The organism is Massilia sp. YIM B02763 (genome assembly GCF_030412015.1).
GTDB lineage: Bacteria > Pseudomonadota > Gammaproteobacteria > Burkholderiales > Burkholderiaceae_D > Telluria.
The window spans coordinates 1-23645 of record NZ_JASNRD010000013.1 but is presented as its reverse complement, the minus strand read 5'-3'; the positions used below and the strand labels follow the sequence as shown (position 1 = coordinate 23645).

Here is a 23645-nt window from a genome sequence, read left to right as displayed (position 1 = left end):
GGGCGAAGGGGCTGGCGGTGAAGGTCTATAATGTCTCCATGACCACACAGACCACTTCCTCCGCCACCTTCCGCTCCGACGCCCGGCATGGCGATGCCCGTCGCAGCGACGTCTGCATCGTCGGTAACGGTGCGATCGCCAAGACCGCCGCGCTCGGCCTGTCCCAGGCCGGGCACAGCGTCACGCTGCTGGTGCCGCCCGCGCGAGCGGGGCAGGAGGGGGCGGCCGGCGGCGAGAAGCCGTGGGATACGCGCGTGTACGCGCTGAACCACACGGCGCACACGCTGCTGTCCTCGCTCAAGGTCTGGGGCGCGCTGGACATGGGAAGGGTGGCGCCCGTCGATGCGATGGACGTGCAGGGCGACGGCGCGCAGGGCGGCCACCTGGGCTTCGATGCCTTCGGCGCCCATGCCGGCACGCTCGCGTGGATCGTCGAGGACAGTAATCTGAATGCCGCGCTGGATGCGGCGCTGCGCTTCGCCCAGAACGTTACCATCGTCACCGGCCGCGCCACGCGCCTGTGCAACGGCGGCGACGAGGCGACCGTGGAACTGGACGACGGCAGCCGCCTCGCGGCCAAGCTGGTCGTGGGCGCCGACGGGCGCGAATCGTGGGTGCGCGGGCAGTGCGACATCGGCGTCGACTACCGCGCCTACCACCAGCGCGGCATCGTCGCCAATTTCGAGTGCGAGAAGCCGCACCACAACGTCGCCCACCAGTGGTTCACCTGCAAGGACGGCATCGTCGCGCTGCTGCCGCTGCCGGGCAACCGCGTCTCGCTCGTGTGGTCGGCGCCGGATACGCTGGCCGACACCATCATGAACGAATCGCTGGGCGAGCTGGCGATCCGCCTGGGCGAGTTCGCGGACGAGAAGCTGGGCCTGTTGAAACCCCTGCAGCCGGAGGCGGTGCAGGCGATCCCGCTGCGCCTCGTGCGCCCCCATTCGCTGGTCGCGCCGCGCGTGGCGCTGGTCGGCGACGCCGCCCACGCCGTGCATCCGCTGGCCGGCCACGGCATGAACCTGGGCTTCGGCGACGTGGTCGACCTGCTGCGCGTGCTGGGCGAGCGCGATGCGCACCAGGGCATCGGCGACGAGCGCGTGCTGGCCCGCTATGCGCGTGCGCGCAAGGAAGACGTTTTATTGATGCAATTGGCCACCGACGGCCTGGAGCGCCTGTTCGGCGCCAACCTGGAGCCGGTGCGCGTGATTCGCAATTTGGGATTAAACTTGCTGGATAAGTTGCCACTGGTCAAGCGTCGGCTGATTGCCCATGCGATGGGTCGGTAACCTCCACAGAAGATTTTAGGAATCAGTCATGATGAAAACGAAGCTCGCCGTCCTGCTGGCAACCGGCCTGATGGCGTCCTGCGTGGGCGCCCAGAACTCGGTCGAGGCGACGATCAAGAAGAACGTCGAACCGCGCCTGGGCGGCGCCAAGATCGAGTCGGTCAAGGAAACCCCGTATGCCGGCCTGTACGAGCTGCGCGTCGCCGGCGACATCCTGTACACGGACAAGAAGGGCGAGTACCTGGTCATCGGCCACGTCTACGATGCCAAGACCACGCGCGACCTGACCCGCGAACGCATCGACGAGATCAACAAGATCAAGTTCTCCGACCTGCCGCTGGACTCGGCGATCAAGCAGGTCAAGGGCGACGGCAAGCGCGTGATCGCCGTATTCGAGGATCCGAATTGCGGCTACTGCAAGCGCCTGCGCCAGACCACGCTGAAGAACGTCGACAACGTGACGATCTACACCTTCATGTACAACATCCTGTCCGACGACTCCTTCGTGAAGTCGAAGAACATCTGGTGCGCGCCGAACCGCGCCAAGGCCTGGGACGACTGGATGATCAACGGGAAGGCCGCGCCGGCCGCCGCCGACAACTGCGAGACCCCGAACGACAAGGTGCTGGCCCTGGGCCAGAAGCTCAAGATCACGGGCACGCCGGCGATCTTCTTCGCCGACGGCACCCGCATCCCGGGCGCCATCGACCAGAAGACGCTGGAAGCCAAGCTGGCCACGGTCAAGCAGTAAGCAGATAAAGTAAAGCAGCACCGTCAGCAAGTAATCGCAGCAAATAATCGCAGCAAGTAATCGCAGCAAGACGCCGCGCCATGCATCCGCATGCGCGGCGTCGTCGTACATGAGCAGTTGACAGGTAGTTCATAAGCAGTCAAGAAGCAGTACGTCCACAAACGATAGGGAGTTTCATGGTCACTCTGAACATCAACGGGCGCGACGTGCAGGTCGACGCCGATCCTTCCACGCCCATCCTCTGGGCATTGCGCGACAACCTCGACATGACCGGCACCAAGTTCGGTTGCGGCGCCGCCCTGTGCGGGGCCTGCACCGTGCACATGAACGGCGCCGCGATCCGCTCCTGCATCACGCCGATCTCCGCGGCCGCCGGCCAGAAGATCACGACCATCGAGGCGATGGAGTCCGACAAGGTCGGCAAGGCCCTGCAGGACGCCTGGGTCAAGCACGACGTCCCGCAATGCGGCTATTGCCAGAGCGGCCAGGTGATGAGCGCGGCCGCGCTGCTGCGCACGAACAGGAAGCCGAGCGATGCCGACATCGACAACGCCATGAGCGGCAATATCTGTCGCTGCGGTACCTACCAACGCATCCGCCTGGCCATCAAGGACGCGGCCAAGACCCTGGCCTGAGGAGACCGATATGCGAGCAGAATGGTTCAAGGGCGCAGCCGAGGCTGCAGCCGTCAAGGTATCGTCGCGCCGCGGCTTCCTGAAGGCCGGCGCCGCCGCCACGGGCGGCCTGGTGCTGGGCTTCGTGCTGCCGGGCGGCCGCCGCCTGGCGCGCGCCGCCGACGCCAAGCCTGTCGTCTACGCGCCGAACGCCTTCGTGCGCGTGGCGCCGGACAATACCGTCACCGTCATCGTCAACCGCCTCGAATTCGGCCAGGGCGTGCACACCGCGCTGCCGATGGTGATCGCGGACGAGCTGGACGCCGACTGGGCGCAGGTGCGCAGCGAGCTGGCGCCGGCCGCCGACGTCTACAAGGACCCCGTGTTCGGCATGCAGATCACGGGCGGCTCGGGCACCATCGCCCACTCGTTCACCCAGTACCGCGAAGTGGGCGCCCGCGCCCGCGCGATGCTGGTGGCCGCCGCCGCGAAGCAGTGGCAGGTCGACCCGTCGCAGTGCCGCACCGAGAAGGGCGTCGTGATCGGCCCGGGCGGCCAGAAAGCCACCTATGGCGCGCTGGCCGACGCGGCCGCGAAGATGCCGGTGCCGGAAACCGTCGTGCTGAAGGACCAGAAAGCGTTCCGCTACGTCGGCAAGCCGATGGCGCGCCTGGATGCGCGCGCCAAGTCCACGGGCCGCCAGCAGTTCGGCCTGGACCTGAAGCCGCAAGGCACCAAAATTGCCGTCGTCGCCCATCCGCCCGTGTTCGGCGCCAAGGTCGCGAAGTTCGACGCCGCCAAGGCCAAGGCGATCCGCGGCGTCGTCGACGTGCTGGAAATCCCCGTCGACCGCGGCGGACGCGGCATCGCCGTGATCGCGGACGGCTACTGGCCGGCCAAGCAGGGCCGCGACGCGCTGGAGATCGAGTGGGACACGAGCGCCGTCGAGAAGGTCGACAGCGCCAAGCAGATGGCGCAGTTCGCCGAGCTGGCGAAGACGCCGGGCGCCGTCGCGCGCCAGGCCGATACGTCGAAGCTCGCGGGCGCGGCAAAGAAGATCTCGGCCGTCTACGAATTCCCGTATCTCGCGCATGCGCCGATGGAACCGATCAACTGCACGGCCGACCTGAAGGACGACAGCTGCACGCTGTGGGTCGGCTCGCAATACCAGACCGGCGACCAGGCCGCCGCCGCCGCGACCGCGGGCCTGAAGCCCGAACAGGTGACGCTGCATACCGTGATGGCCGGCGGCGGTTTCGGCCGCCGCGCGGTGCCGAGCTCGGACTTCGTGGTCGAAGCCGTCAACATCGCCAAGGCCTATAAAGCCGCCGGCCACCAGGGACCCGTGAAGATGATCTGGAGCCGCGAGGACGACATCAAGGGCGGCTACTACCGTCCGTCGCACGTGCACCGCGCCGACATCGGCCTGGACGCGCAGGGCAATATCGTCGCCTGGGACCATGCGATCGTCGGCCAGTCGATCATGGCCGGCACCCCGTTCGAAGCCTTCATGGTCAAGAACGGCGTGGACGGCACCATGATCGAAGGCATGGGCGAACCCTACGACATCCCGCTGAACCTGACGGCGCACACCGCCAAGGCCAACGTGCCGGTGCTGTGGTGGCGCTCGGTGGGCTCGACCCACACGGCGTTCGTGATGGAGACGCTGATCGACGAGGCGGCGCACGCGGCCGGCCAGGATCCCGTGGCCTACCGTAAGAAGCTGATCGACGCGAAACACACGCGCCACCACGCGGCGCTGGACCTGGCCGTGGCGAAATCCGGCTACGGCAAGGCCAAGCTGCCGAAGGGCCACGTGCATGGCGTGGCCGTGCACGAGTCCATCAATACCGTGATCGCCTACGTGGTCGAGGCGTCGATGAAGGATGGCGCACCGAAGCTGCACAAGGTCACGGCCGGCGTGCACTGCAACCTGGCCGTCAATCCGCTCACGATCGAGGCGCAGATCCAGGGCGCCGCGCTGATGGGCCTGGGCACGACGCTGCCGGGCGCCGCCATCACGCTCAAGGACGGCGTCGTCGAGCAGCAGAACTTCAGCGACTACGTGGTCCCGCGCATGAACGAGATGCCGCAGATCGACGTGCACATCGTGCCTTCGCAGGACGCGCCGACGGGCATGGGCGAACCGGGCCTGCCGCCGCTGGCGCCGGCGTTCGCCAATGCCGTGTTCAAGCTGACCGGCAAGCGCCTGCGCAAGCTGCCGTTCGACCTGGCCTCGGCATGACGGGGGTGTCATGACGGCGGCGCCCCTGTCCGTGGTCGGCATCCTGATGGCCGCGGGCCGGGGCCGCCGTTTCGATCCGGCCGGGCAGCGCAACAAGCTGCTGCAGCCGCTGGCGGAGGCCGGCGGCATGCCGGTCGCCGCCGCCAGCGCGCGCAAGCTGCTGGCGGCCGTGCCGCGCGTGGTCGCCGTGGTGCCGCCAGGTGACGGCGGGGTGGCCGCGCTGCTGGCGGATCTCGGCTGCGAGGTCGCCGTCTGCCCCGATGCCGACAGCGGCATGGCGGCGTCGCTCACGCATGCGATCCGTTACTCTCTTCCGGATGCGGACGCCTGGCTGGTGGCGCTGGGCGACATGCCGCACGTGGCGCCCGCCACGCTGGCGGCGCTGGCGGCCGCACTGGCCGGCGGCGCGCCGATCGTGGCGCCCGTCATGGATGGAAGACGCGGCAATCCGGTCGGTTTCGGCCGCCTTCACCTCGATGCCTTGCTGGCCCTGGAAGGGGAGCAGGGCGCGCGCCGGCTGCTGCGAACCTGTCCGGTCACGGAAATCCCTGTCGACGACATGGGTATTTTCCGCGATATCGATACGCCGGACGATCTGTAGCGCTCCCCGGCGCTGGGGAATCCGATTACACTACGGCGCATCGAGAGAGGATTCTTCAACCCCATGAAAAAAACCAACCAGAAGAAGCAGGCGGCGGTCCACTACACCATCGTGCCCAAGGACCTGGCCGGACACCTGTTCAACGTCACCGCCACCGTGGCGGCGCCCGACCCACAGGGGCAGGTGTTCTCGCTGCCGGCCTGGATCCCGGGTAGCTACATGATCCGCGAATTCGCCCGCAACATCGTGCGCATCCGCGCCGAATCGAACGGCGCCGCCGTCGCGCTGGCCAAACTGGACAAGCATTCCTGGCAGGCGGCGCCCGTCGCCGGTCCGCTCACGCTGCACTACGAAGTCTATGCCTGGGACCTGTCGGTGCGCGCCGCCCACCTCGACCAGACCCACGGCTTCTTCAACGGCACCAGCGTGTTCCTGCGCGTCCACGGCCAGGAAGGGACTGCGCACCACGTCGACATCCAGCGCCCGGCCGACCCGGCCACGAAGAACTGGCGCGTGGCGACCTCGCTGCCGGAACTGCAGGCCAAGCGCTACGGCTTCGGCACCTATGCCGCGGCCGACTACGACGAACTGATCGACCATCCGGTCGAGATGGGCGACTTCGCGCTGGGCGGCTTCACGGCGCACGGCATCCGCCACGACATCGTGATCACGGGCCGCGTGCCGAACCTCGACATGGCGCGCCTGGAGCAGGACTTGAAGGCCATCTGCGAGACCCAGATCGCGTTCTTCGAGCCGAAGACGAAGAAGGCGCCGATGGACCGCTACGTGTTCCTGACGATGGCCGTGGGCGACGGCTACGGCGGCCTGGAACACCGCGCCTCGACGGCGCTGATCTGCTCGCGCGCCGACCTGCCGACGACGGCCGCGCCGAAGACCGCCGAGCCGAACGAGGGCTATACCAAGTTCCTGGGCCTGTGCAGCCACGAGTACTTCCACACCTGGAACGTCAAGCGCATCAAGCCGGCCGTGTTCGCGCCCTACGACCTGCAGGTCGAGAACTACACGCCGCTGCTGTGGCTGTTCGAAGGCTTCACCAGCTACTACGACGACCTGATGCTGGTGCGCAGCGGGATCATCAGCGAGGCGACCTATTTCAAATTGCTCGGCAAGACCGTCGCCAGCGTGCTGCGCGGCAGCGGCCGCACCAAGCAGAGCATCGCCGAGTCCAGCTTCGACGCCTGGAGCAAGTACTACCGCCAGGACGAGAACGCGCCGAACGCCATCATCAGCTACTACACGAAGGGTTCGCTGGTGGGCCTGGCGTTCGACCTGACCATCCGCGCCAAGACGGGCGGGACGAAATCGCTGGACGACGTGATGCTGGCGCTGTGGGAACGCTACGGCCGCGATTTCTACCAGGGTGGAGCGCGCGGCGTGACGGAGCAGGAAGTCGAGGCGCTGTTCGACGAAGTGGCCGGCGTGCGCCTGAAGTCGATCTTCGAGCGCTACATCCGCGGCACCGAGGACATCCCGCTGGCCAAGCTGTACGCGCCGTTCGGCATCAAGGTGGCGGAAGAGCGCAAGAGCAGCAAGCCGTCGCTGGACGCCGGCATCGGCCGCGACGCCGCCGGCGCCAAGCTGACCCAGGTCCACGAAGGCGGCGCCGCGCACCAGGCCGGCCTGTCGGCGGGCGACATCGTGATCGCCGTCGACGGCCTGCGCGTGAACGGCGCGCCGTCCAACCTGGAACAGCTGTTCGCGCGCTACCGCGTCGGCGACAAGGTGACCGTGCACGCCTTCCGGCGCGACGAGCTGATGGCGTTCGACGTGACGCTGCAGGGCGACCGCGTGCCCTGCATCCAGATCACGACGGCGCCCGGCACGCGCAAGACGGCGGTCAAGCGGCCCAGCGCGAGCTGAATCGTATTGCATTGCCACCAACAACGCCCCGACCGAGTTCGGGGCGTTGTCATTTCTGCTTCCGCCTTTGGCCATGTTTATGAATACCTGTCATCACATAAATACCGTTTGAATTTCAAATACCGATCGGTATAATTACCGGGATTCGTTTCTTTCCGGCATCCCATGTTGACCTTCAAACCTCTTCGCGCCGCAGGGCCGGCGTTGTTGCCCTTGCTGCTGGCGCTCGGCGGCTGCGCCACCGGCCCGGACTTCCATGCGCCGGCAGCGCAGACCCATGCCGCCGTCTTCGATGATGCGCGCGCGGCCGGCATCGCCAGCCAGGCCGTCGGCGAGCCCGTCGATCCGTCCTGGTGGACGCTGTTCGACGACCCGGCCCTCGTCGCCCTCGAGCGGGACGCGCTGGCCGCCAATTTCGACTTGCGTACGGCCGCGTTGCGTTTGGAGCAGAGCCGCGCCGCCCTCAGGATCAGCGGCGCGGCGCTGCTGCCGCGCGTGGGCGCCAACGCGTCCCAGCTGCGCGAGCGCGCCAGCCCGAACGGCATCCTCGCGTTGATGGGCACGGCCGAGCCCGTGAGCGCGAACGCCGCCAGCGGCGCCGATCCGTTCGGCACGGCGTCGATGCCGGGCGAATCCGGTTCGCCCCCGTACAGCCTGACGCAATACGGCATCGACGCCAGCTGGGAGCTGGACCTGTGGGGCCGGGCGCGCCGCATGCGCGAATCGGCCGCCGCGCAGGCGGAGGCCGCGCACTTCGATGCGCAGGCGATGCGCGTTTCCGTGACGGCCGAAGTGGCGCGCGTCTACCTGGAACTGCGCGGCGTGCAGGACGACCTGCGCATCGCCCGCACGAATGCCGACCTGGCCGGCAAGAGCCTGCACGTGGCCGAGCGCCGCCGCGAGCAGGGCGTGGCGACGCAGCTCGACACGTCCGTGTCGGCCGCCCAGGTGGAGACGATCCGCGCCACGATCCCCGCGCTCGAACAGCGCCGCGACGCCCTGAAGAACGCATTGGCCCTGCTGCTGGCGCAGCCGCCGCATGCGCTGGATGCGCGCCTGGCGGATACCGTCGAGGTCCCGCGACTGCCGGCCCGCGTGCCGGTGGGCCTGCCGTCCGAGCTGGCGCGCCGCCGCCCCGACATCCTGCGCGCCGAAGCGCAGCTGCACGCGGCCACCGCCGCCATCGGCGTGGCCAAGGCCGATTTTTATCCGAGCATCAGCCTGACGGGCAGCTTCGGCTTCCAGTCGCTGAAGTTTTCCGATGCGGGCGACTGGGGTTCGCGCCAGTTCGCCGTCGGTCCCGTGCTGCACCTGCCGATCTTCGAAGGCGGCCGCCTGACGGGCAATCTCGCCCTGACCCAGGCGCGCCAGCAGGAGGCGGCGATCGACTACCAGCGCACGGTGCTGGGCGCCTGGCACGAAGTGGCCAATGCGATGACGGCCTACCGCGCCGTGCAGCAGCGCGCCGCCCACCTCGAGGTGGCGGCGGCGGAGAACCGCAAGGCGCTGGACAACGCGCAGCGCCGCTACACGCAGGGCGCGGCGGACTACCTGAACGTGCTGGTCATCCAGCAGCGCCTGCTGGACAGCGAGAACGCCGCCTCGCGCGGCCGCACCGAGATGGCGCTGGCGATGGTGGCCCTGTACAAGGCGCTCGGCGGCGGCTGGGATCCGGCGCAGCCGGCGCTGGCCGCGGCGAAGTGAGGAGGCCCGCATGAACGATTGGTACCAGTCCGCGGAATTCGAGACGCCCGTGTGGGTGCGCGACCTCGACGCCGCCACCTACAGCGTCGATCACCGCCGCCTGTGCGTGTGGGCGGACGAGTTCGACGCCATCTGGCACTGGGAAGTGCAGACCTATGCCGATGGCGGCGTGGCCGGCAGCGGCGTCTGCGCCGACCGCCAGGCGGCGATGGCCGCGGCCGAGGCGGCGGCGCGTGCAGCCGCTGCCGGCAGCGACGGGAGCGCGTGACGATGGCCGCTGAATTGTCTCCCGGCCTGCCGGGCCTGGCCGCGCCAGCGGCGCCGGCCGCCCCGGCAGCGCCAGCCGCTCCCGTGCCGCATCCCTTCGGCGCGCGCATCCTGACGGGCGTGGTCGGCGTCTTCGTCGCCGCCATGATGTCGGGCCTGAACAGCCGCATCGGCGGCCTGGCGCTGACCGACATCCGCACCGCCTTCGGCATGGGCGTCGACGACGGCAGCTGGATCACGAGCCTGTACGGCGCGTTCGAACTGGCCGCGATGCCGTTCTCGGCCTGGTTCGCGATCACGTTCTCGTTCCGGCGCTACCACATGGCGGTGGTCGCGACCTTCGCCGTGCTGGGCATGCTCACGCCGTTCGCGCCGGACGTCGGCACGCTGCTCGTGCTGCGCTGCCTGCAGGGCTTCTTCGGCGGCTTGCTGATTCCCGTGCTGATGGCGGCCGCGCTGCGCTTCTTCCCGCTGCCGATCCGGCTGTACGGCCTGGCGCTGTACGCGATGACGGCGACGTTCGCGCCGAACGTGGCCACCTGGCTGTCCGCCACGTGGACGGATTCGCTGGCCAACTGGCACCTGCTGTTCTGGCAGATCGTGCCGATGGCCGTGTTCTCCCTCGTGGCCGTGGGCTGGGGCATCCCGCAGGATCCGGTGCGCCTGGAACGCTTCCGCCAGATCGACTGGATCGGCCTCGTGACCGGGATCGCCGGCCTCGTGATGCTGGGCGTCGGCCTGTCCCAGGGCGAGCGCCTGGACTGGTTCGACAGCGTGCTCGTATGCTGGCTGTTCGGTGCGGGCCTGACCCTGCTGGCGATCTTCCTCGTCTGCGAATGGTTCCACCCGATGCCGTTCGTGAAGCTGCAGCTGCTGCACCGCCGTAACCTGGGCCTGGGCTTCACGATCTTCGTCGGCATGCTGGTTGTGCTGCTGTCCGGCTCCCTGCTGCCGGCCGACTACCTGGGCCACGCCTGGCACTTCCGCACGCCGCACCTGGCCGTGATCGGCCTGGAAGTCGGCCTGCCGCAATTCGTCATCGGCCCGATGGTCTCGTGGCTGCTGTACAAGAAGTGGGTCGACGCGCGCCACGTGTTCTCCCTCGGCCTGCTGCTGATCGCCATCGCCTGCTGGTGCGGCGCCCAGGTCACGCCCGAGTGGATGGCCGACCAGTTCGCGCTGGCGCAGGCATTGCACGCGTTCGGCCAGCCGATGGCCGTGATTTCGCTGCTGTTCCTCGCGACCAGCGTCGTGCAGCCGATGGAGGGGCCGCAGGTGTCCGGCATCGTCAACGTGCTGCGCGCGTTCGGCTCCATGTTCGGCGGCGCGCTGGTCGGCCGCATCCTGACGGTACGCGAAGCCACGCATGCCAACGTCTTGCTGGACCAGGCAGCCAATGTGCGCCGCGTCGCCGGCGCCGTGGAGCCGGGCGCGTTCGCCGAGATCGCCCACCGCGTGTCGCACCAGGCTTTCGTGCTGGCGATCGCCGACGCCTACCTGGTGCTGGGCGCGCTGGCGCTGGCCCTGATCCCGCTCGTGCTGTCGCTCCGGTACATGGCGCCGCCCGTGCTGCCGCCCAAACACTGACGTATCAAACAATATAAATATCGAGGTATCCCATGTCTCTCCCCAAATCCGCAAAGCTGTCGATCGCCGTCCTGGTCGCCGCACTGGTCGCCGGCAGCGCCTATTCCTATCAATACCGCGAGAGCGGCAGCGCATCGCAGAGCACCGACGATGCCTATGTGACCGCCGACTTCACCCTGGTCGCGCCGAAGGTCGCCGGCAATGTCGTCGAGGTGCTGGTCGAGGACAACCAGCAGGTGCACAAGGGCCAGCTGCTGGCCCGCATCGACGACCGCGACTACGTGGTCGCCGTCGACATGGCCAAGGCCGAACTGGCCAAGGCGAACGCCGACCTGGTGCGCGCCCGCGCCGCCATCGCCCAGCAGGGCAGCACGATCAAGCGCGCCGCCGCCGCCATCGATGCGGATGCCGCCACGCTGAAGTTCGCCAAGGCGAATGCCGAGCGCTATCGCAACCTGGCCTCGGACGGTTCCGCGACCCAGCAGGACCGCCAGCAGGCGGAGTCCCAGGCCGACACCGCGGCGGCCCACCATACGGCGGCCGTGGCCGCGCTGAGCGCCGCCAAGCAGGAAGTCGACGTGCTGCAGGCGCAGCTGGCCCAGGCCGAGGCGCAGGTGGCGCGCAGCAAGGCGGCGCTCGACGCGGCCGAACTGAACCTGTCGTACACGCGTGTCGAGGCGCCGGTGGACGGCATCGTGGGCCAGCGCAGCGTGCGCGTGGGCGCCTATACCCGCGTCGGCGTGCCGCTGCTGGCCGTCGTGCCGCTGCAACAGGCCTATGTGGAAGCGAATTTCCGCGAAACCCAGTTGGCAAAGATGCGCGTGGGCCAGCGGGTTACAATGACGGTCGACATGCTGCCGGGCACGACCCTGACGGGCCATGTGGACAGCCTGGCGCCGGCGAGCAGCGTCGCCTTCTCTCCCGTCGCCCCGGATAACGCGACGGGCAACTTCACGAAGGTCGTGCAGCGCCTGCCCGTCAAGATCGTCCTCGACCCCAACCAGCAGGCGGCGCGCCTGCTGAAGGTCGGCATGTCGGTCACGCCGACCGTCCATGGCGGGGACGGCCGGACCGGCTGACCCTGTCCGCAACAACACGCACCTTATGAGCGAACACGAATCCTCCCTGTTGCAAGACCAGCTGAACGGCGCCCGGCCGGCGCGCCTGACGCGCGAACAGAGCCGGGCGCAGACGCGCGAACGGCTGCTGGCATCGGCCGCCGTCGTCTTCACGCGCGAAGGCTATGGCGGCGCCTCCTGCGACCGCATCGCCGAGGAGGCGGGGTATTCGAAAGGCGCGCTGTATTCGAACTTCGCGTCCAAGGACGAACTGTTCTGCGCCATGTTCGACCATTACGGCGGCGGCCAGGCCGCCGAGCTGTGCACCCGGCTCGATGCCCTGGCGCCGGACGGGGACGTGATCGGCACCGTCGTCGACTGGGCCAACGGCATGCAGCACGAGCCCGACCTGCGCCTGCTGGTGCTGGACATGGCCCGCCGCGCCCGCGTCGACGCCGCGCTGGCGGCCCGCTACAGCGGGATGTTCGACGCCCAGTGGAAGGAAGTCGGCCAGCGCCTCGCGCGCATTTTCCCGTCCGGGCAATCGTCGATTCCGCACCTGAAGCTGGGCGCGCTCGTGATGGAAATCGCCTATGGCAATGCGGTGGAACTGCATGGCGACGTCAAGCCGGGCGACTTGATCGGCATTGCGCTGCGCGCGCTGCGCGATACGGCGGGCCGCCAGGCCGGCTAGTCCTTATTCCCCCGCCTGCGGCGGTTCCAGGCTGCGCAACTGGTAGCGGTAGCGCTCGCCGAACAGGAAGGTTTCCGAGAACGTCAGCTTGCCGTCCGCCTGCGCCAGCCGCTGGGGCGGCGGCAGGGGCAGGCTGCGCCACAGCGAATCGACGGCTACCCGCGATGCGTTCGCGTCGCGCGAGCGCTGTACTTCCACGCCCGTCATCTGCCCTTGCCGGTCGACCGTGATGCGCAGCACGACGATGGCGGGCATCAGCGGGGGCAGCGTGCCGGAAAACGCGAGGTTGGGATTGTGCTGGAGGACGTGGCGGGCGACCTGCGTCTTGTAGTCGTCCAGGCCGCTCGGGGAAGGTAGGGAAGGCGGCAGCGAAGACGGCAGCGAAGACGGCAGCGAGGCCGGCGCCGGGGCGGCGGGGGCGTCGGGCTGGATGGGAGAGGACGGCGGCGGTGGCGCCCCGACGAGGGTGGTGCGGACGCCCGAGCATCCGCCCAGGCCTGCGATCAATAGAATGAAGAGGCCTGCGCGGATGTGGTTCATGTCAGTCGAATAATCGTCGCAGTTCGGTGCCGGGATCGGGCGCGCGCATGAAGGCTTCGCCCACCAGGAAGGCATGCACGTCGGCGTCGCGCATGCGCTTGACGTCCTCCGGCTTCAGGATGCCCGACTCGGTGACCACCAGGCGTTCGGCCGAGATGCGCGGCAGCAGGCCGATGGTGGTGTCGAGCGTGACCTCGAAGGTGCGCAGGTTGCGGTTGTTGATGCCCAGCAGTTGCGTCTTGAGTCGCAGTGCGGCCGTCAACTCATCGTCGTCATGCACTTCGACCAGCACGTCCATGCCGAGTTCCATCGCGCAGGCTTCCAGCTCCGCCATCAGGCCATGGTCCAGCGCCGCCACGATCAAGAGGATCGCATCGGCGCCCATCGCGCGCGCTTCATACACCTGGTACGGGTCGACGATGAAGTCCTTGCGGATGACGGGCAGCGCGCAGGCGGCGCGCGCCTGCTGCAGGTAGGCGGCGGAACCCTGGAAGAACTGCTCGTCGGTCAGTACCGACAGGCAGGATGCGCCGCCCTGCGCATAGCTTTGCGCGATGTCGGCCGGGCGGAAATCGGCGCGCAGCACGCCCTTGGACGGCGACGCCTTCTTGACTTCGGCGATCACGCCGGCGCGGCCGGCGCCGATGCTGCGGCGCAGGCTCGCCGCGAAACCGCGGATGCCGGCGCGCAGTTCGCCGTCGCTCTCCACGTCGCGGCGCAGGCTGTGGAGGTCGCGCCGCTTGTTCGCGGCGGCGACTTCGTCGGCCTTGACGGCCAGGATCTTGCTCAGGATATCGGACATGCTCACTCCTCGATCAGGCCGCCGCGCCGAGCCGGCGCGTCACGTCCACGAATTGTTCCAGCTTGGCCAGCGCCGCGCCGGAGGCGATGGCGGCGCGCGCCTTCTCCAAGCCCGCGGCGATCGACGGCGCCACGCCGGCCGCGTACAGCGCGGTGCCGGCATTGAGCGCCACGATGTCGTGCGCCGGACCCGGCTCGCCGCGCAGCGCTTCCAGCACGCGCGCCTTCGAGGCGGCGGCGTCGGCGACTTTCAGGTTGCGGCTGGAGATCATCGACAGGCCGAAGTCTTCCGGATGGATCTCGTATTCGCGGATCTGGCCGTCGACCAGCTCGCCGACCAGCGTGCCGGCGCCCAGCGAGACCTCGTCCATATTGTCGCGGCCCCACACCACCAGCGCATGCTGGGCGCCCAGGCGCTGCAGCACGCGCACCTGGATGCCGACCAGGTCGGGGTGGAACACGCCCATCAGGATGTTCGGCGCGCCGGCCGGATTGGTCAGCGGTCCCAGGATGTTGAAGATGCTGCGCACGCCCAGCTCGCGGCGCACGGGCGCCACATGCTTCATGGCGGCGTGGTGGTTCGGCGCGAACATGAAGCCGATGCCCGTCTGCGCGATCGACTGGGCGATCTGCTCGGGCTTCAGGTCGATGTGCGCGCCCAGCGATTCGATCACGTCGGCGCTGCCGGACGACGAGGACACGCTACGTCCGCCGTGCTTGGCCACGCGCGCGCCGGCGGCGGCGGCGACGAACATCGAGGCCGTGGAGATATTGAAGGTATTCGCGCCGTCGCCGCCCGTGCCGACGATGTCGAGCAGGTGGGTGGTGTCGGCCATCGGCACCTTGGTCGAGAATTCGCGCATGACTTCGGCGGCGGCGGTGATCTCGCCGATGGTTTCCTTCTTCACGCGCAGGCCCATCGTCAATGCGGCGACCATGGTCGGCGACATCTCGCCGGACATGATCTGCCGGAACAGGTGCAGCATCTCGTCGTGGAAGATTTCGCGGTGCTCGATGCAGCGCAGCAGGGCTTCTTGGGGGGTGATCATGGCGGGGTCCGTTCTTGAAAATCAGTGTTCGATACGCGGCACTGGAACGTCGCCCCTGCGCAGGCAGGGGCCCAATGTGCAGGCAGTTCGCGGAAATTGGGTCCCTGCCTCCGCAGGGACGACGCGGTGGGCGCTCAGCGCTCGAGGAAATTCTTCAGCATCGCATGCCCATGCTCCGACAGGATCGACTCGGGGTGGAACTGCACGCCCTCGATGTCGAATTCCTTGTGGCGCACGCCCATGATCTCGCCGTCGTCGGTCCATGCCGTCACTTCCAGGCAGGACGGCAGCGAGGCGCGTTCGATGGCCAGCGAGTGGTAGCGGATTACGGTGAAGGGGCTGGGCAGGCCCTTGAACACGCCCACGCCCGTGTGCGCGATCTTCGAGGTCTTGCCGTGCATGACCTGCTTGGCGCGGATGATCTTGCCGCCGAACGCCTCGCCGATGGCCTGGTGGCCCAGGCAGACGCCCAGGATCGGCTTTTTACCCTTGAATTCCTTCAGCACGTCGACGGAGACGCCGGCATCGATGGGCGACTTCGGGCCCGGCGAGATGCAGATGCGGTCCGGATCCATGTCGGCGATCTGCTCCAGCGTGATCTCGTCGTTGCGCACGGTGCGCACGTCCTCGCCCAGCTCGCCGAAGTACTGCACGATGTTGTAGGTGAAGGAATCGTAGTTGTCGATCATGAGCAGCATGTCAAATCTCCCCGTCCAGGCCGTCCTGGACCTGCTCGGCCGCGCGCAGCACGGCGCGCGCCTTGTTTTCCGTTTCCAGCCATTCCATCTCGGGGACGGAATCTGCCACGATGCCGGCCGCCGCCTGCACGTACAGGTTGCCGTCCTTGATCACGCCAGTGCGGATGGCGATGGCGACATCCATCTCGCCGCCGAACGACAGGTAGCCGCAGGCGCCGCCGTAGATGCCGCGCTTCACGGGCTCCAGCTCGTCGATGATCTCCATTGCCCGCACCTTGGGGGCGCCCGTCAGCGTGCCGGCCGGGAAGGTGGCGCGCAGCACGTCCAGGTTGGACATGCCATCCTTGAGCGTCCCTTCGACGTTCGAGACGATGTGCTGCACGTGCGAGTATTTTTCGATGACCATCTTGTCCGTCACCTTGACGCTGCCCGTCGTGGCGATGCGGCCGATGTCGTTGCGCGCCAGGTCGATCAGCATCACGTGCTCGGCCACTTCCTTCGGGTCGTTGAGCAGTTCGTGCGCCAGTTCGGCGTCGCGTTCCGGCGTCGAACCGCGCGGGCGGGTACCGGCGATGGGGCGCAGCGTGACCTTGCGCTGGCCATCGGCTTCCTTTTCGTTACGGACCAGGATCTCGGGCGAGGAGCCCACGATCTGCATGTCGCCGAAGTTGTAGTAGTACATGTACGGCGACGGGTTCAGCGAACGCAGCGAGCGGTACAGCGACAGCGGCGAATCGACGTAGGGCTTGCGGATGCGCTGGCCGATCTGCACCTGCATCAGGTCGCCGGCCATCACGTATTCCTTGGCCACGGCCACCGCCTTCAGGTAATCCTCCTTGCTGAAGTCGCGGACCGCCTCGGTGCGCACGGAGCTCGACGTCACCGGCGCGTCGACGCTCCGGCGCAGCATCATGCGCAGGTCCTTCAGGCGCTGGCGCGCCTTCGGATAGGCTTCCGGCTGCGACGGATCGGCATAGACGATCAGGTACAGCTTGCCGGACAGGTTGTCGATCACGGCCAGCTCTTCGGTCAGCATCAGCTGGATTTCCGGCAGGCCCAGGTCGTCCCTGGGTGCGCCGCCGGCGAGTTTCTTCTCGATGTGGCGCACGGTGTCGTAGCCGAAGTAGCCGGCCAGGCCGCCGCAGAAGCGCGGCATGCCGGGACGCAGCGCGACCTTGAAGCGGCCCTGCACCTGTTCGATGAAGTCGAGCGGATTGCCTTCGTGGGTCTCGATGATCTTGCCGTCGCGCTCGATCGTCGTGACGTTGCCGACGGTGCGCAGCAGCGTGCGCGCCGGCAGGCCGATGAAGGAGTAGCGGCCGAAGCGCTCGCCGCCGACCACCGATTCCAGCAGGAAGGTGTTCTTGCCGGCGTCCTGGCTCTGGGCCAGCTTCAGGTACAGCGTCAGCGGGGTTTCGAGGTCGGCGAATGCTTCCGCGACGAGGGGAATACGGTTATAGCCTTGCGTGGCCAGCGATTTGAATTCGAGTTCGGTCATGCTTTTCTCCGGGCCGGCCGTGAAAGGGGAGGGACGGGCGGCGATGTCTTCAAAAAACCTGCAGGCACGTGCGTGTGCCTGCAGCAATCAGGCGGTCAGTTGGACCAGGATTGCCAGCGTCGCCAGACCCAGGCCTCAGGGGCTCCGGAGTGGTTGACGGTGTGTTTTTTGGTGAAAAACATGTATAGACGAGTTACGTTGCGGTGTCGTTGTGTGCAGATATCAGCTTTGCCGCTTCGAGCAGCGAATCAACTATACCATCGGAATTAATCGTTTGCACAGGCTTTCCGTGGTTATAACCATATGGCACCGTCAGCACGAAGCAGCCGGCCGCGCGCGCGGCCTTGGCGTCGTTGCTGGAGTCGCCGATGGCGACCACCTCGGCCGGCGCCAGCCCGAAGTCGCGGCACACCTGCAGCAGCGGCAAGGGATCGGGCTTCTTGCGCGGCAGCGAATCGCCGCCGTAGACCAGCTCGAAGAAGGGCGCGAGGCCCTTCTGGTCGAGCAGCGGCGTGGCGAAGGCGATCGGCTTGTTGGTCACGCAGGCCAGGCGCAGGCCCTGTTCCTTCAATGCCGCCAGGCCTTCCAGCACCAGCGGGTACAGCGTGCTCCGTTGCCCGTTGATGGCGAGGTAGTGGCGCTGGTACGACGCCATCGCTTCGGTGAACACGGCGTCGATGCGGTCCGGGCCGTAGTCGAGCGCCAGCACGTCGCGGATCAGGCGCTCCGATCCCTTGCCCACCATCGGTTCGATGATGGCTTGCGTGACCGGCGCCAGGCCATAGTCGGCGCGCATGCCGTTCAGGGCCAGTTCGAAATCCGGCACCGTGTGCAGCATGGTGCCGTCCAGGTCGATGATGGCGGCCCGGATGGCCGCAGCGCCGTCCCGCATGTTATTTCCCGACCGTCGCCAGTTCGGCGCGCATCGCGTCGATCACGGCCTTGTAGTCCGGCTTGCCGAAGATGGCCGAGCCGGCGACGAAGGTGTCGGCGCCCGCCGCCGCCGCCGCAGCGATGTTCTCGGCCTTGATGCCGCCGTCCACTTCCAGCATGATGTCGCGGCCCGACTCGTCGATCAGGCGGCGCGCGATCGCGATCTTCTTGAGCGCTTCCGGAATGAAGGACTGGCCGCCGAAGCCCGGGTTCACGGACATGATCAGGATCATGTCGATCTTGTCCATCACGTGTTCCAGGTAGTGCATCGGCGTGGCAGGGTTGAATACCAGGCCGGCCTTGCAGCCGTTATCGCGGATCAGCTGCAGCGTGCGGTCGATGTGTTCCGACGCTTCCGGGTGGAAGGTGATGATGTCGGCGCCGGCCTTGGCGAAGTCCGGGATGATGCGGTCGACCGGTTTGACCATCAGGTGCACGTCGATCGGCACCTGCACGTGCGGACGGATCGCCTGGCACACCAGCGGGCCGATGGTCAGGTTCGGGACGTAGTGGTTGTCCATCACGTCGAAGTGGATGATGTCGGCGCCGGCGGCGACGACATTCCTGACTTCCTCGCCGAGGCGGGCGAAGTCGGCGGACAGGATGCTGGGGGCGATGCGGTAGGTGGTCATGGTGTGCTGGAACTGCTGATGTCGAAGAGGCGACATTGTACGCCGACAAGAGCGCCAGGGCACGGCGACCGGGACATCTTCCTGCCAGCCGCCGCCCATCCGGCGGGCGTTGTATCATGTTGGCCACGCTTCTCAACACCCACAAGGAACATCGATGCCCGTCTACGACTTCGCCATCACCGTCAGGACGCAATACCTGCCCGAGCAGTCCAGCCCGGACCGGGGGCGGCACGTGTTCAGCTACACGATCACGATCAAGAACACGGGCGACATCGCGGCCCAGCTGATTTCGCGCCACTGGACCATTACCGACGCCAACAACCAGCTGCAGGAAGTGCGCGGCCTGGGTGTCGTCGGCCACCAGCCGCTGCTGCAGCCGGGCCAGCAGTTCGAATACACGAGCGGCACGCAGCTGGAGACCCAGCTCGGCTCGATGAAGGGCGAGTATTTCTTCGTGGCCGAGGATGGCCACCGTTTCGAGGTGCCGATCCCGGAATTCGTGCTGTCGCTGCCGCACGCCCTGCATTGATCAGGACCGGGGCGGCTCGTCCCGGGGCGGCAGCGGCCGAGCTTGCCGCTGTTGTTCCCGTTCCTGTTCCTGTTGCTGCTCCGGCTTGCGGCCCGCGAACATCGTCCACCAGACGATGAACACCAGCAGGAACAGCGCCACGCCCGCTTCCAACAGCAGTATCCACATATGGTTTCCCCCATGCTCTCGACATCCCGCAGTGTACCCGCCTTATTGACCATCGTGACCATCGTCGCCATGCAGGCGGCGTGCACGACGGCGCCGCAGCAGCCGGCACAACCTGGGCAGCCCCAGCAGCAGCCGCAGCCGAAGCCGCAGCCGCAGCCGGCCGAGCCGCCGATCAAGATGCCGCCGCCGGTGGGGCCCGTGACCGTGCCGCCGCAGCCCCCGGCGCCCTTGTTCACGCCGGTCGCCTTCGACGCATTGCCCGGCTGGCGCCAGGACGACCTGCGCCAGGCCTGGCCCGCGTTCCAGGCTTCCTGCCGCGCGCTGGCGGCCAAGCCCGACTGGAAGGCCGTCTGCGCGGCCAGCCGCACGGTCGACGCGGCCGACGGCGAGGCGATCCGCCGCTACTTCGAAGCGTATTTCGTGCCGAACCTCGTGCGTTCCGCCGACGGCGCGGATGCCGGCCTCATCACCGGCTACTACGAGGCGGCACTGCGCGGCGCCCGCAAGCGCGGCGGCGCCTACCAGACGCCCTTGTACAAGGTGCCGGACGACTTGATCACGGTCGACCTGGCCAGCGTCTACCCGAGCCTGAAGGGCATGCGCCTGCGCGGCCGCCTGTCCGGCAAGACGGTCGTGCCCTATGGAACGCGCGCCGAGATCGAGCGCGCCCGGATCCCGGGCAAGGAGCTGCTGTGGGTCGACGACCCGGTCGAGGCCTTCTTCCTCGAAGTGCAGGGCTCCGGCCGCGTGGAGCTGGACGGCGGCGAGACGGTGCGCGTCGCCTACGCCGACCAGAACGGCCATCCGTACAAGGCGATCGGCCGCTGGCTGGTCGAGCAGGGCGAGCTGACGTCGGCCGAGGCCACGGCCCAGGGCATCCGCGCCTGGATCGCCGCGCACCCGGAGCGGCGCCAGGAACTCCTGAACGTCAATCCCAGCTATATCTTCTTCCGCGAAGAGCGCCTGCCCGATCCCAGCGTCGGTCCGAAGGGCGCGCTCGGCGTGCCGCTGACGCCGTCCCGCTCGGCGGCGATCGACCCGGCCTTCCTGCCGCTGGGCGCGCCGCTGTTCCTGTCGACCACGGAAGCGGGCAGCGAGGTGCCGATGCAGCGCCTCGTGATGGGCCAGGACACGGGCGGCGCCATCAAGGGCGCCGTGCGCGCCGACTTCTTCTTCGGCTTCGGCCCGCAGGCGGCGGACAATGCGGGGCGCATGAAGCAGCGCGGTCAGATCTGGGCATTGCTGCCGCGCCCGGCCGCGCGCTGATCCCGGTCAGCTCCGCATTCGACCGGGCGCACGCCGCGCCGGCGCATCCTTGCAATCGACGACGGCGATGACGGCAGGACAAAGTTTCCGTATACGTCATACAATCGACGCTCTTGGATAATTCAGATGGGGGTGTGCCATGGAATATGCCGATCTGCTGATCGAGCAGCACGAGAAGGTCGTCGTCATTCGCTTGAACCGTCCGAAGGCGATGAATGCGCTGAACGACAACATGATGAACGAGCTGGGGCATGCGCTGCATGCCTTCGATGCCGACCCGTCGATCAACGTGATCGTCCTGACGGGCAGCGACAAGGTGTTCGCGGCCGGCGCCGACATCGCGGCCATGGCCAACTACACGTATGCCGACACCTATCCCGGCAACTACATCGGCCGCAACTGGGAACACATCCTGGATGTGCGCAAGCCCGTGATCGGCGTCGTCGCCGGCTATGCGCTGGGCGGCGGCTGCGAGCTGGCGATGATGTGCGACTTCCTGATCGCCGCCGACACGGCCAAGTTCGGCCAGCCCGAGATCAAGGTCGGCGTCACCCCGGGCGCCGGCGGCACCCAGCGCCTGCCGCGCGCGATCGGCAAGTCGAAGGCCATGGACATGCTGCTGACCGCGCGCATGATCGACGCCGCCGAGGCCGAACGCACGGGCCTGGTCTCGCGCGTGGTGCCGGCCGACCTGGTGATGGACGTGGCGCTGGAAGTCGCGAACGGCATCGCCGCGATGCCGGTGTCGGTGGCCATGCAGATCAAGGATGCGGTCAACCGCGCCTTCGAGACCACGCTGACCGAGGGCGTGCGCTACGAGCGGCGCTTCTTCCACGCGGGATTCGGCACCGCGGCCCAGAAGGAGGGCATGGCCGCATTCCTGGAGAAGCGCAAGCCGAACTTCGACGGGATGTAAGAACCTGTCTCAGTAGGCCGGGGGAAGCACATGGCGATGAATGGCAAGCGCAGGCAAGGCGCGAGGAGGCCGCGTGGCGATCCACGCAACGACGAGCAACGCCGCCTGCGCTTGCCAGGCGCGCCCCCGGTCTGCTGGGATAGGTTTTAGCCGTGCGGGCGTCCGCAGTCATCAAGATCGGCGGGGTGTTCGCCTTCGCGGCGGTGGCCGTCTTCGGCTGCACGGCGCTGCCGCCGCTGGCCCCGCGGACGCCATCCACGGCTTTCACCGATACCGGCGGTACGCGCCTGGGCGCCGCCATCGGGCCGCTGCTGGCGCAGCACCCCGGGCAGTCGGGCATCCACGCGCTGGCCGACGGTCGCGACGCCTTCGCCGCCCGTGCCCTGCTGGCATCCCGCGCCGAGCGCAGCCTGGACGTCCAGTACTATATATGGCACGGCGACCTCACCGGCACCTTGCTGCTCGACGCCTTGCGCAGCGCGGCGGCGCGCGGGGTGCGCGTGCGCCTGCTGCTGGACGATAACAACACGTCCGGCCTCGATCCCGTCCTGCTGGGCCTGGCGCGCATGCCGAACGTCGAGGTGCGCCTGTTCAATCCCTTCGCGCTGCGGTCCTGGCGCGGCGTCGGCTACCTGACCGATTTCGCGCGCCTGAACCGGCGCATGCACAACAAATCGTTCACGGTCGACAACCAGGTGACCATCGTCGGCGGGCGCAATATCGGCGACGAGTATTTCGGCGCCGGCGACGATTTCCTGTTCGTCGACCTCGACGTGCTGGCGGTCGGGCCGGCCGTGCGCGACGTCTCCAGCGATTTCGACCGCTACTGGAACAGCGCGTCCGCCTATCCTGTGGCGTCCCTCGTCCACGCGGACGATGCCGAGGACCCGCAGGCGCTGGCCAGGCGTGCCGAGGCACGGCGCCGCGAGCCGGCGGCACGCGACTATATCGAGGCGCTGCGCAGGCTGCCTTTCGCCGAACAGCTGATGCAGGGCAGCCTGCCCCTGGAGTGGGCGCCGGCACGCCTGGTCAGCGACGACCCGGCCAAGGCGCTCGGCAAGGCGCGCAAGCAGGAACGCCTGGCGGTCGCGCTGGGCAAGGCGATGGGCGAGCCGCAGCGCAGCGTCGACCTGGTGTCTCCTTATTTCGTGCCCGGCAAGGAAGCGACGGCGACGCTGGCCGGCATGGCGCAGCGCGGCGTGCATGTGCGGGTGCTGACCAATTCGCTGCAGGCGACGGACGTCGCGGCCGTCCATGCGGGCTACGCCAAGTGGCGGCGCGACCTGCTCGAAGCGGGCGTGTCCCTGTACGAATTGCGCCGCATGGACGACGGCGCCACGCAGCAGCGCCGCATCGGCGGCAGTTCCTCGTCGAGCCTGCATGCCAAGACCTTCGGCGTCGACGGGAAGCGTGTCTTCGTCGGTTCCTTCAATCTCGACCCCCGCTCCATCGAGCTGAACACGGAAATGGGCCTGGTCATCGACAGCCCGGCGCTGGCAGGCCAGCTGGCGCAGCGCCTGAATACTTCGATGCCGGCCAAGGCATTCGAAGTCCGCCTGGATGCCGACAGCAAGCTCGTCTGGCTGCAGCGCACGGGGGAGACGGTGACGGCGTACCGCGAGGAGCCGGGCACCAGCGTATGGAAGCGGGCCGGCGTACGCGTGCTGTCGTGGCTGCCCATCGACTGGCTGTTGTAAAAAACTGCCGGGACACTCTTGCGGACCTGCGCATGCGTTTGCTATAGTCTCGCTCCTCCGACGCGGACGCAGCTTCACGGCAGCGAAAGCGGAAGAAAACGAGGGGTTGACGAGTCAAGCGAAACACTGCATAATCTCACTTCTCTGCTGCTGACGAACAAAACGATTCGCGGAGCGCAGCAAGGTAGTACAAGATTCGAGTTCTTTAACAATAAACAGTCGATAAG

The 23645-nt window shown here is 67.8% G+C and carries 23 protein-coding genes; 15 read left to right on the top strand and 8 right to left on the bottom strand.

Going from position 1 to position 23645, the window contains the following annotated elements:
• The first annotated feature begins 38 nt into the window (after positions 1-38).
• From QPK32_RS16645 to QPK32_RS16595, 11 genes are all read left to right on the top strand, one after another.
• Positions 39-1289, top strand: coding sequence for an FAD-dependent monooxygenase (locus QPK32_RS16645; RefSeq protein WP_290413911.1), 1251 nt, complete (start codon positions 39-41; stop codon positions 1287-1289).
• Between the two features lie 28 nt (positions 1290-1317).
• Positions 1318-2040 carry a DsbC family protein gene (locus QPK32_RS16640; protein WP_290413910.1) on the top strand — a complete coding sequence of 241 codons (723 nt, stop codon included), beginning with the start codon at positions 1318-1320 and terminating at the stop codon, positions 2038-2040.
• Between the two features lie 176 nt (positions 2041-2216).
• Positions 2217-2675 carry a (2Fe-2S)-binding protein gene (locus QPK32_RS16635; protein WP_290413909.1) on the top strand — a complete coding sequence of 153 codons (459 nt, stop codon included), beginning with the start codon at positions 2217-2219 and terminating at the stop codon, positions 2673-2675.
• A 10-nt stretch (positions 2676-2685) separates the two neighbouring features.
• The gene (locus tag QPK32_RS16630) at positions 2686-4899 is read left to right on the top strand and encodes a xanthine dehydrogenase family protein molybdopterin-binding subunit (RefSeq protein WP_290413908.1); all 2214 of its coding nucleotides are present in this window, start codon (positions 2686-2688) and stop codon (positions 4897-4899) included.
• Between the two features lie 10 nt (positions 4900-4909).
• A complete protein-coding gene (locus QPK32_RS16625) occupies positions 4910-5500 on the top strand; it encodes a nucleotidyltransferase family protein (RefSeq protein ID WP_290413907.1) in 591 nt (196 codons plus the stop codon).
• Between the two features lie 63 nt (positions 5501-5563).
• The gene (locus QPK32_RS16620) at positions 5564-7381 is read left to right on the top strand and encodes a M61 family metallopeptidase (protein ID WP_290413906.1); all 1818 of its coding nucleotides are present in this window, start codon (positions 5564-5566) and stop codon (positions 7379-7381) included.
• A 165-nt stretch (positions 7382-7546) separates the two neighbouring features.
• Positions 7547-9085 (top strand): efflux transporter outer membrane subunit, encoded by a 1539-nt coding sequence (locus tag QPK32_RS16615; RefSeq protein WP_290413905.1) that lies wholly within the window; start codon positions 7547-7549, stop codon positions 9083-9085.
• Between the two features lie 10 nt (positions 9086-9095).
• Positions 9096-9353: a hypothetical protein gene (locus tag QPK32_RS16610; protein WP_290413904.1), complete on the top strand. Its 258-nt coding sequence runs from the start codon at positions 9096-9098 to the stop codon at positions 9351-9353.
• A gap of 2 nt (positions 9354-9355) precedes the next feature.
• Positions 9356-10939: an MFS transporter gene (locus tag QPK32_RS16605; RefSeq protein WP_290414030.1), complete on the top strand. Its 1584-nt coding sequence runs from the start codon at positions 9356-9358 to the stop codon at positions 10937-10939.
• 32 nt (positions 10940-10971) lie between these two features.
• Positions 10972-12018 (top strand): HlyD family secretion protein, encoded by a 1047-nt coding sequence (locus QPK32_RS16600; protein ID WP_290413903.1) that lies wholly within the window; start codon positions 10972-10974, stop codon positions 12016-12018.
• A 25-nt stretch (positions 12019-12043) separates the two neighbouring features.
• The gene (locus tag QPK32_RS16595; protein WP_290413902.1) at positions 12044-12691 is read left to right on the top strand and encodes a TetR/AcrR family transcriptional regulator; all 648 of its coding nucleotides are present in this window, start codon (positions 12044-12046) and stop codon (positions 12689-12691) included.
• A 3-nt stretch (positions 12692-12694) separates the two neighbouring features.
• On the opposite strand, the gene QPK32_RS16590 is transcribed toward QPK32_RS16595, so the two are convergent.
• From QPK32_RS16590 to rpe, 7 genes are all read right to left on the bottom strand, one after another.
• Entirely contained in the window at positions 12695-13231 is a 537-nt protein-coding gene (locus tag QPK32_RS16590) for an energy transducer TonB (RefSeq protein WP_290413901.1), read from the bottom strand.
• A 1-nt stretch (position 13232) separates the two neighbouring features.
• The gene (gene trpC / locus QPK32_RS16585; protein ID WP_290413900.1) at positions 13233-14033 is read right to left on the bottom strand and encodes an indole-3-glycerol phosphate synthase TrpC; all 801 of its coding nucleotides are present in this window, start codon (positions 14031-14033) and stop codon (positions 13233-13235) included.
• A 13-nt stretch (positions 14034-14046) separates the two neighbouring features.
• On the bottom strand, positions 14047-15081 hold the full coding sequence (gene trpD, locus QPK32_RS16580; RefSeq protein ID WP_290413899.1) for an anthranilate phosphoribosyltransferase: 1035 nt from the start codon (positions 15079-15081) through the stop codon (positions 14047-14049).
• A gap of 134 nt (positions 15082-15215) precedes the next feature.
• On the bottom strand, positions 15216-15779 hold the full coding sequence (locus QPK32_RS16575; protein WP_290413898.1) for an aminodeoxychorismate/anthranilate synthase component II: 564 nt from the start codon (positions 15777-15779) through the stop codon (positions 15216-15218).
• Position 15780: 1 nt separating this feature from the next.
• The gene (gene trpE / locus QPK32_RS16570; RefSeq protein WP_290413897.1) at positions 15781-17277 is read right to left on the bottom strand and encodes an anthranilate synthase component I; all 1497 of its coding nucleotides are present in this window, start codon (positions 17275-17277) and stop codon (positions 15781-15783) included.
• A gap of 193 nt (positions 17278-17470) precedes the next feature.
• Positions 17471-18169, bottom strand: coding sequence for a phosphoglycolate phosphatase (locus QPK32_RS16565; protein ID WP_290413896.1), 699 nt, complete (start codon positions 18167-18169; stop codon positions 17471-17473).
• 1 nt (position 18170) lies between these two features.
• On the bottom strand, positions 18171-18842 hold the full coding sequence (gene rpe / locus QPK32_RS16560; protein ID WP_290413895.1) for a ribulose-phosphate 3-epimerase: 672 nt from the start codon (positions 18840-18842) through the stop codon (positions 18171-18173).
• A gap of 154 nt (positions 18843-18996) precedes the next feature.
• Here rpe and apaG point away from each other — a divergent pair, with 154 nt between their 5' ends.
• Positions 18997-19371 carry a Co2+/Mg2+ efflux protein ApaG gene (gene apaG, locus QPK32_RS16555; RefSeq protein WP_290413894.1) on the top strand — a complete coding sequence of 125 codons (375 nt, stop codon included), beginning with the start codon at positions 18997-18999 and terminating at the stop codon, positions 19369-19371.
• Here the strand turns inward: apaG and QPK32_RS16550 are convergent, their stop codons facing one another.
• Positions 19372-19539 (bottom strand): hypothetical protein, encoded by a 168-nt coding sequence (locus tag QPK32_RS16550; RefSeq protein ID WP_290413893.1) that lies wholly within the window; start codon positions 19537-19539, stop codon positions 19372-19374. It abuts the gene before it with no gap.
• A gap of 12 nt (positions 19540-19551) precedes the next feature.
• Between QPK32_RS16550 and QPK32_RS16545 the strand changes: the two genes are divergently transcribed.
• From QPK32_RS16545 to QPK32_RS16535, 3 genes are all read left to right on the top strand, one after another.
• Positions 19552-20805, top strand: a complete 1254-nt coding sequence (locus tag QPK32_RS16545) for a murein transglycosylase A (protein ID WP_290413892.1) — start codon at positions 19552-19554, stop codon at positions 20803-20805.
• Positions 20806-20944: 139 nt separating this feature from the next.
• Entirely contained in the window at positions 20945-21721 is a 777-nt protein-coding gene (locus tag QPK32_RS16540; RefSeq protein WP_290413891.1) for an enoyl-CoA hydratase, read from the top strand.
• Between the two features lie 152 nt (positions 21722-21873).
• Positions 21874-23418, top strand: a complete 1545-nt coding sequence (locus QPK32_RS16535; RefSeq protein WP_290413890.1) for a phospholipase D family protein — start codon at positions 21874-21876, stop codon at positions 23416-23418.
• Positions 23419-23645 lie beyond the last annotated feature (227 nt).

Bases quoted from the DNA above. Each gene is read 5' to 3' on its own strand.
- QPK32_RS16645 (WP_290413911.1), top strand. From the start codon at position 39: ATGACCACACAGACCACTTCCTCCGCCACCTTCCGCTCCGACGCCCGG.
- QPK32_RS16640 (WP_290413910.1), top strand. From the start codon at position 1,318: ATGATGAAAACGAAGCTCGCCGTCCTGCTGGCAACCGGCCTGATGGCG.
- QPK32_RS16635 (WP_290413909.1), top strand. From the start codon at position 2,217: ATGGTCACTCTGAACATCAACGGGCGCGACGTGCAGGTCGACGCCGAT.
- QPK32_RS16630 (WP_290413908.1), top strand. From the start codon at position 2,686: ATGCGAGCAGAATGGTTCAAGGGCGCAGCCGAGGCTGCAGCCGTCAAG.
- QPK32_RS16625 (WP_290413907.1), top strand. From the start codon at position 4,910: ATGACGGCGGCGCCCCTGTCCGTGGTCGGCATCCTGATGGCCGCGGGC.
- QPK32_RS16620 (WP_290413906.1), top strand. From the start codon at position 5,564: ATGAAAAAAACCAACCAGAAGAAGCAGGCGGCGGTCCACTACACCATC.
- QPK32_RS16615 (WP_290413905.1), top strand. From the start codon at position 7,547: ATGTTGACCTTCAAACCTCTTCGCGCCGCAGGGCCGGCGTTGTTGCCC.
- QPK32_RS16610 (WP_290413904.1), top strand. From the start codon at position 9,096: ATGAACGATTGGTACCAGTCCGCGGAATTCGAGACGCCCGTGTGGGTG.
- QPK32_RS16605 (WP_290414030.1), top strand. From the start codon at position 9,356: ATGGCCGCTGAATTGTCTCCCGGCCTGCCGGGCCTGGCCGCGCCAGCG.
- QPK32_RS16600 (WP_290413903.1), top strand. From the start codon at position 10,972: ATGTCTCTCCCCAAATCCGCAAAGCTGTCGATCGCCGTCCTGGTCGCC.
- QPK32_RS16595 (WP_290413902.1), top strand. From the start codon at position 12,044: ATGAGCGAACACGAATCCTCCCTGTTGCAAGACCAGCTGAACGGCGCC.
- QPK32_RS16590 (WP_290413901.1), bottom strand. From the start codon at position 13,231: ATGAACCACATCCGCGCAGGCCTCTTCATTCTATTGATCGCAGGCCTG.
- trpC (WP_290413900.1), bottom strand. From the start codon at position 14,033: ATGTCCGATATCCTGAGCAAGATCCTGGCCGTCAAGGCCGACGAAGTC.
- trpD (WP_290413899.1), bottom strand. From the start codon at position 15,081: ATGATCACCCCCCAAGAAGCCCTGCTGCGCTGCATCGAGCACCGCGAA.
- QPK32_RS16575 (WP_290413898.1), bottom strand. From the start codon at position 15,779: ATGCTGCTCATGATCGACAACTACGATTCCTTCACCTACAACATCGTG.
- trpE (WP_290413897.1), bottom strand. From the start codon at position 17,277: ATGACCGAACTCGAATTCAAATCGCTGGCCACGCAAGGCTATAACCGT.
- QPK32_RS16565 (WP_290413896.1), bottom strand. From the start codon at position 18,169: ATGCGGGACGGCGCTGCGGCCATCCGGGCCGCCATCATCGACCTGGAC.
- rpe (WP_290413895.1), bottom strand. From the start codon at position 18,842: ATGACCACCTACCGCATCGCCCCCAGCATCCTGTCCGCCGACTTCGCC.
- apaG (WP_290413894.1), top strand. From the start codon at position 18,997: ATGCCCGTCTACGACTTCGCCATCACCGTCAGGACGCAATACCTGCCC.
- QPK32_RS16550 (WP_290413893.1), bottom strand. From the start codon at position 19,539: ATGTGGATACTGCTGTTGGAAGCGGGCGTGGCGCTGTTCCTGCTGGTG.
- QPK32_RS16545 (WP_290413892.1), top strand. From the start codon at position 19,552: ATGCTCTCGACATCCCGCAGTGTACCCGCCTTATTGACCATCGTGACC.
- QPK32_RS16540 (WP_290413891.1), top strand. From the start codon at position 20,945: ATGGAATATGCCGATCTGCTGATCGAGCAGCACGAGAAGGTCGTCGTC.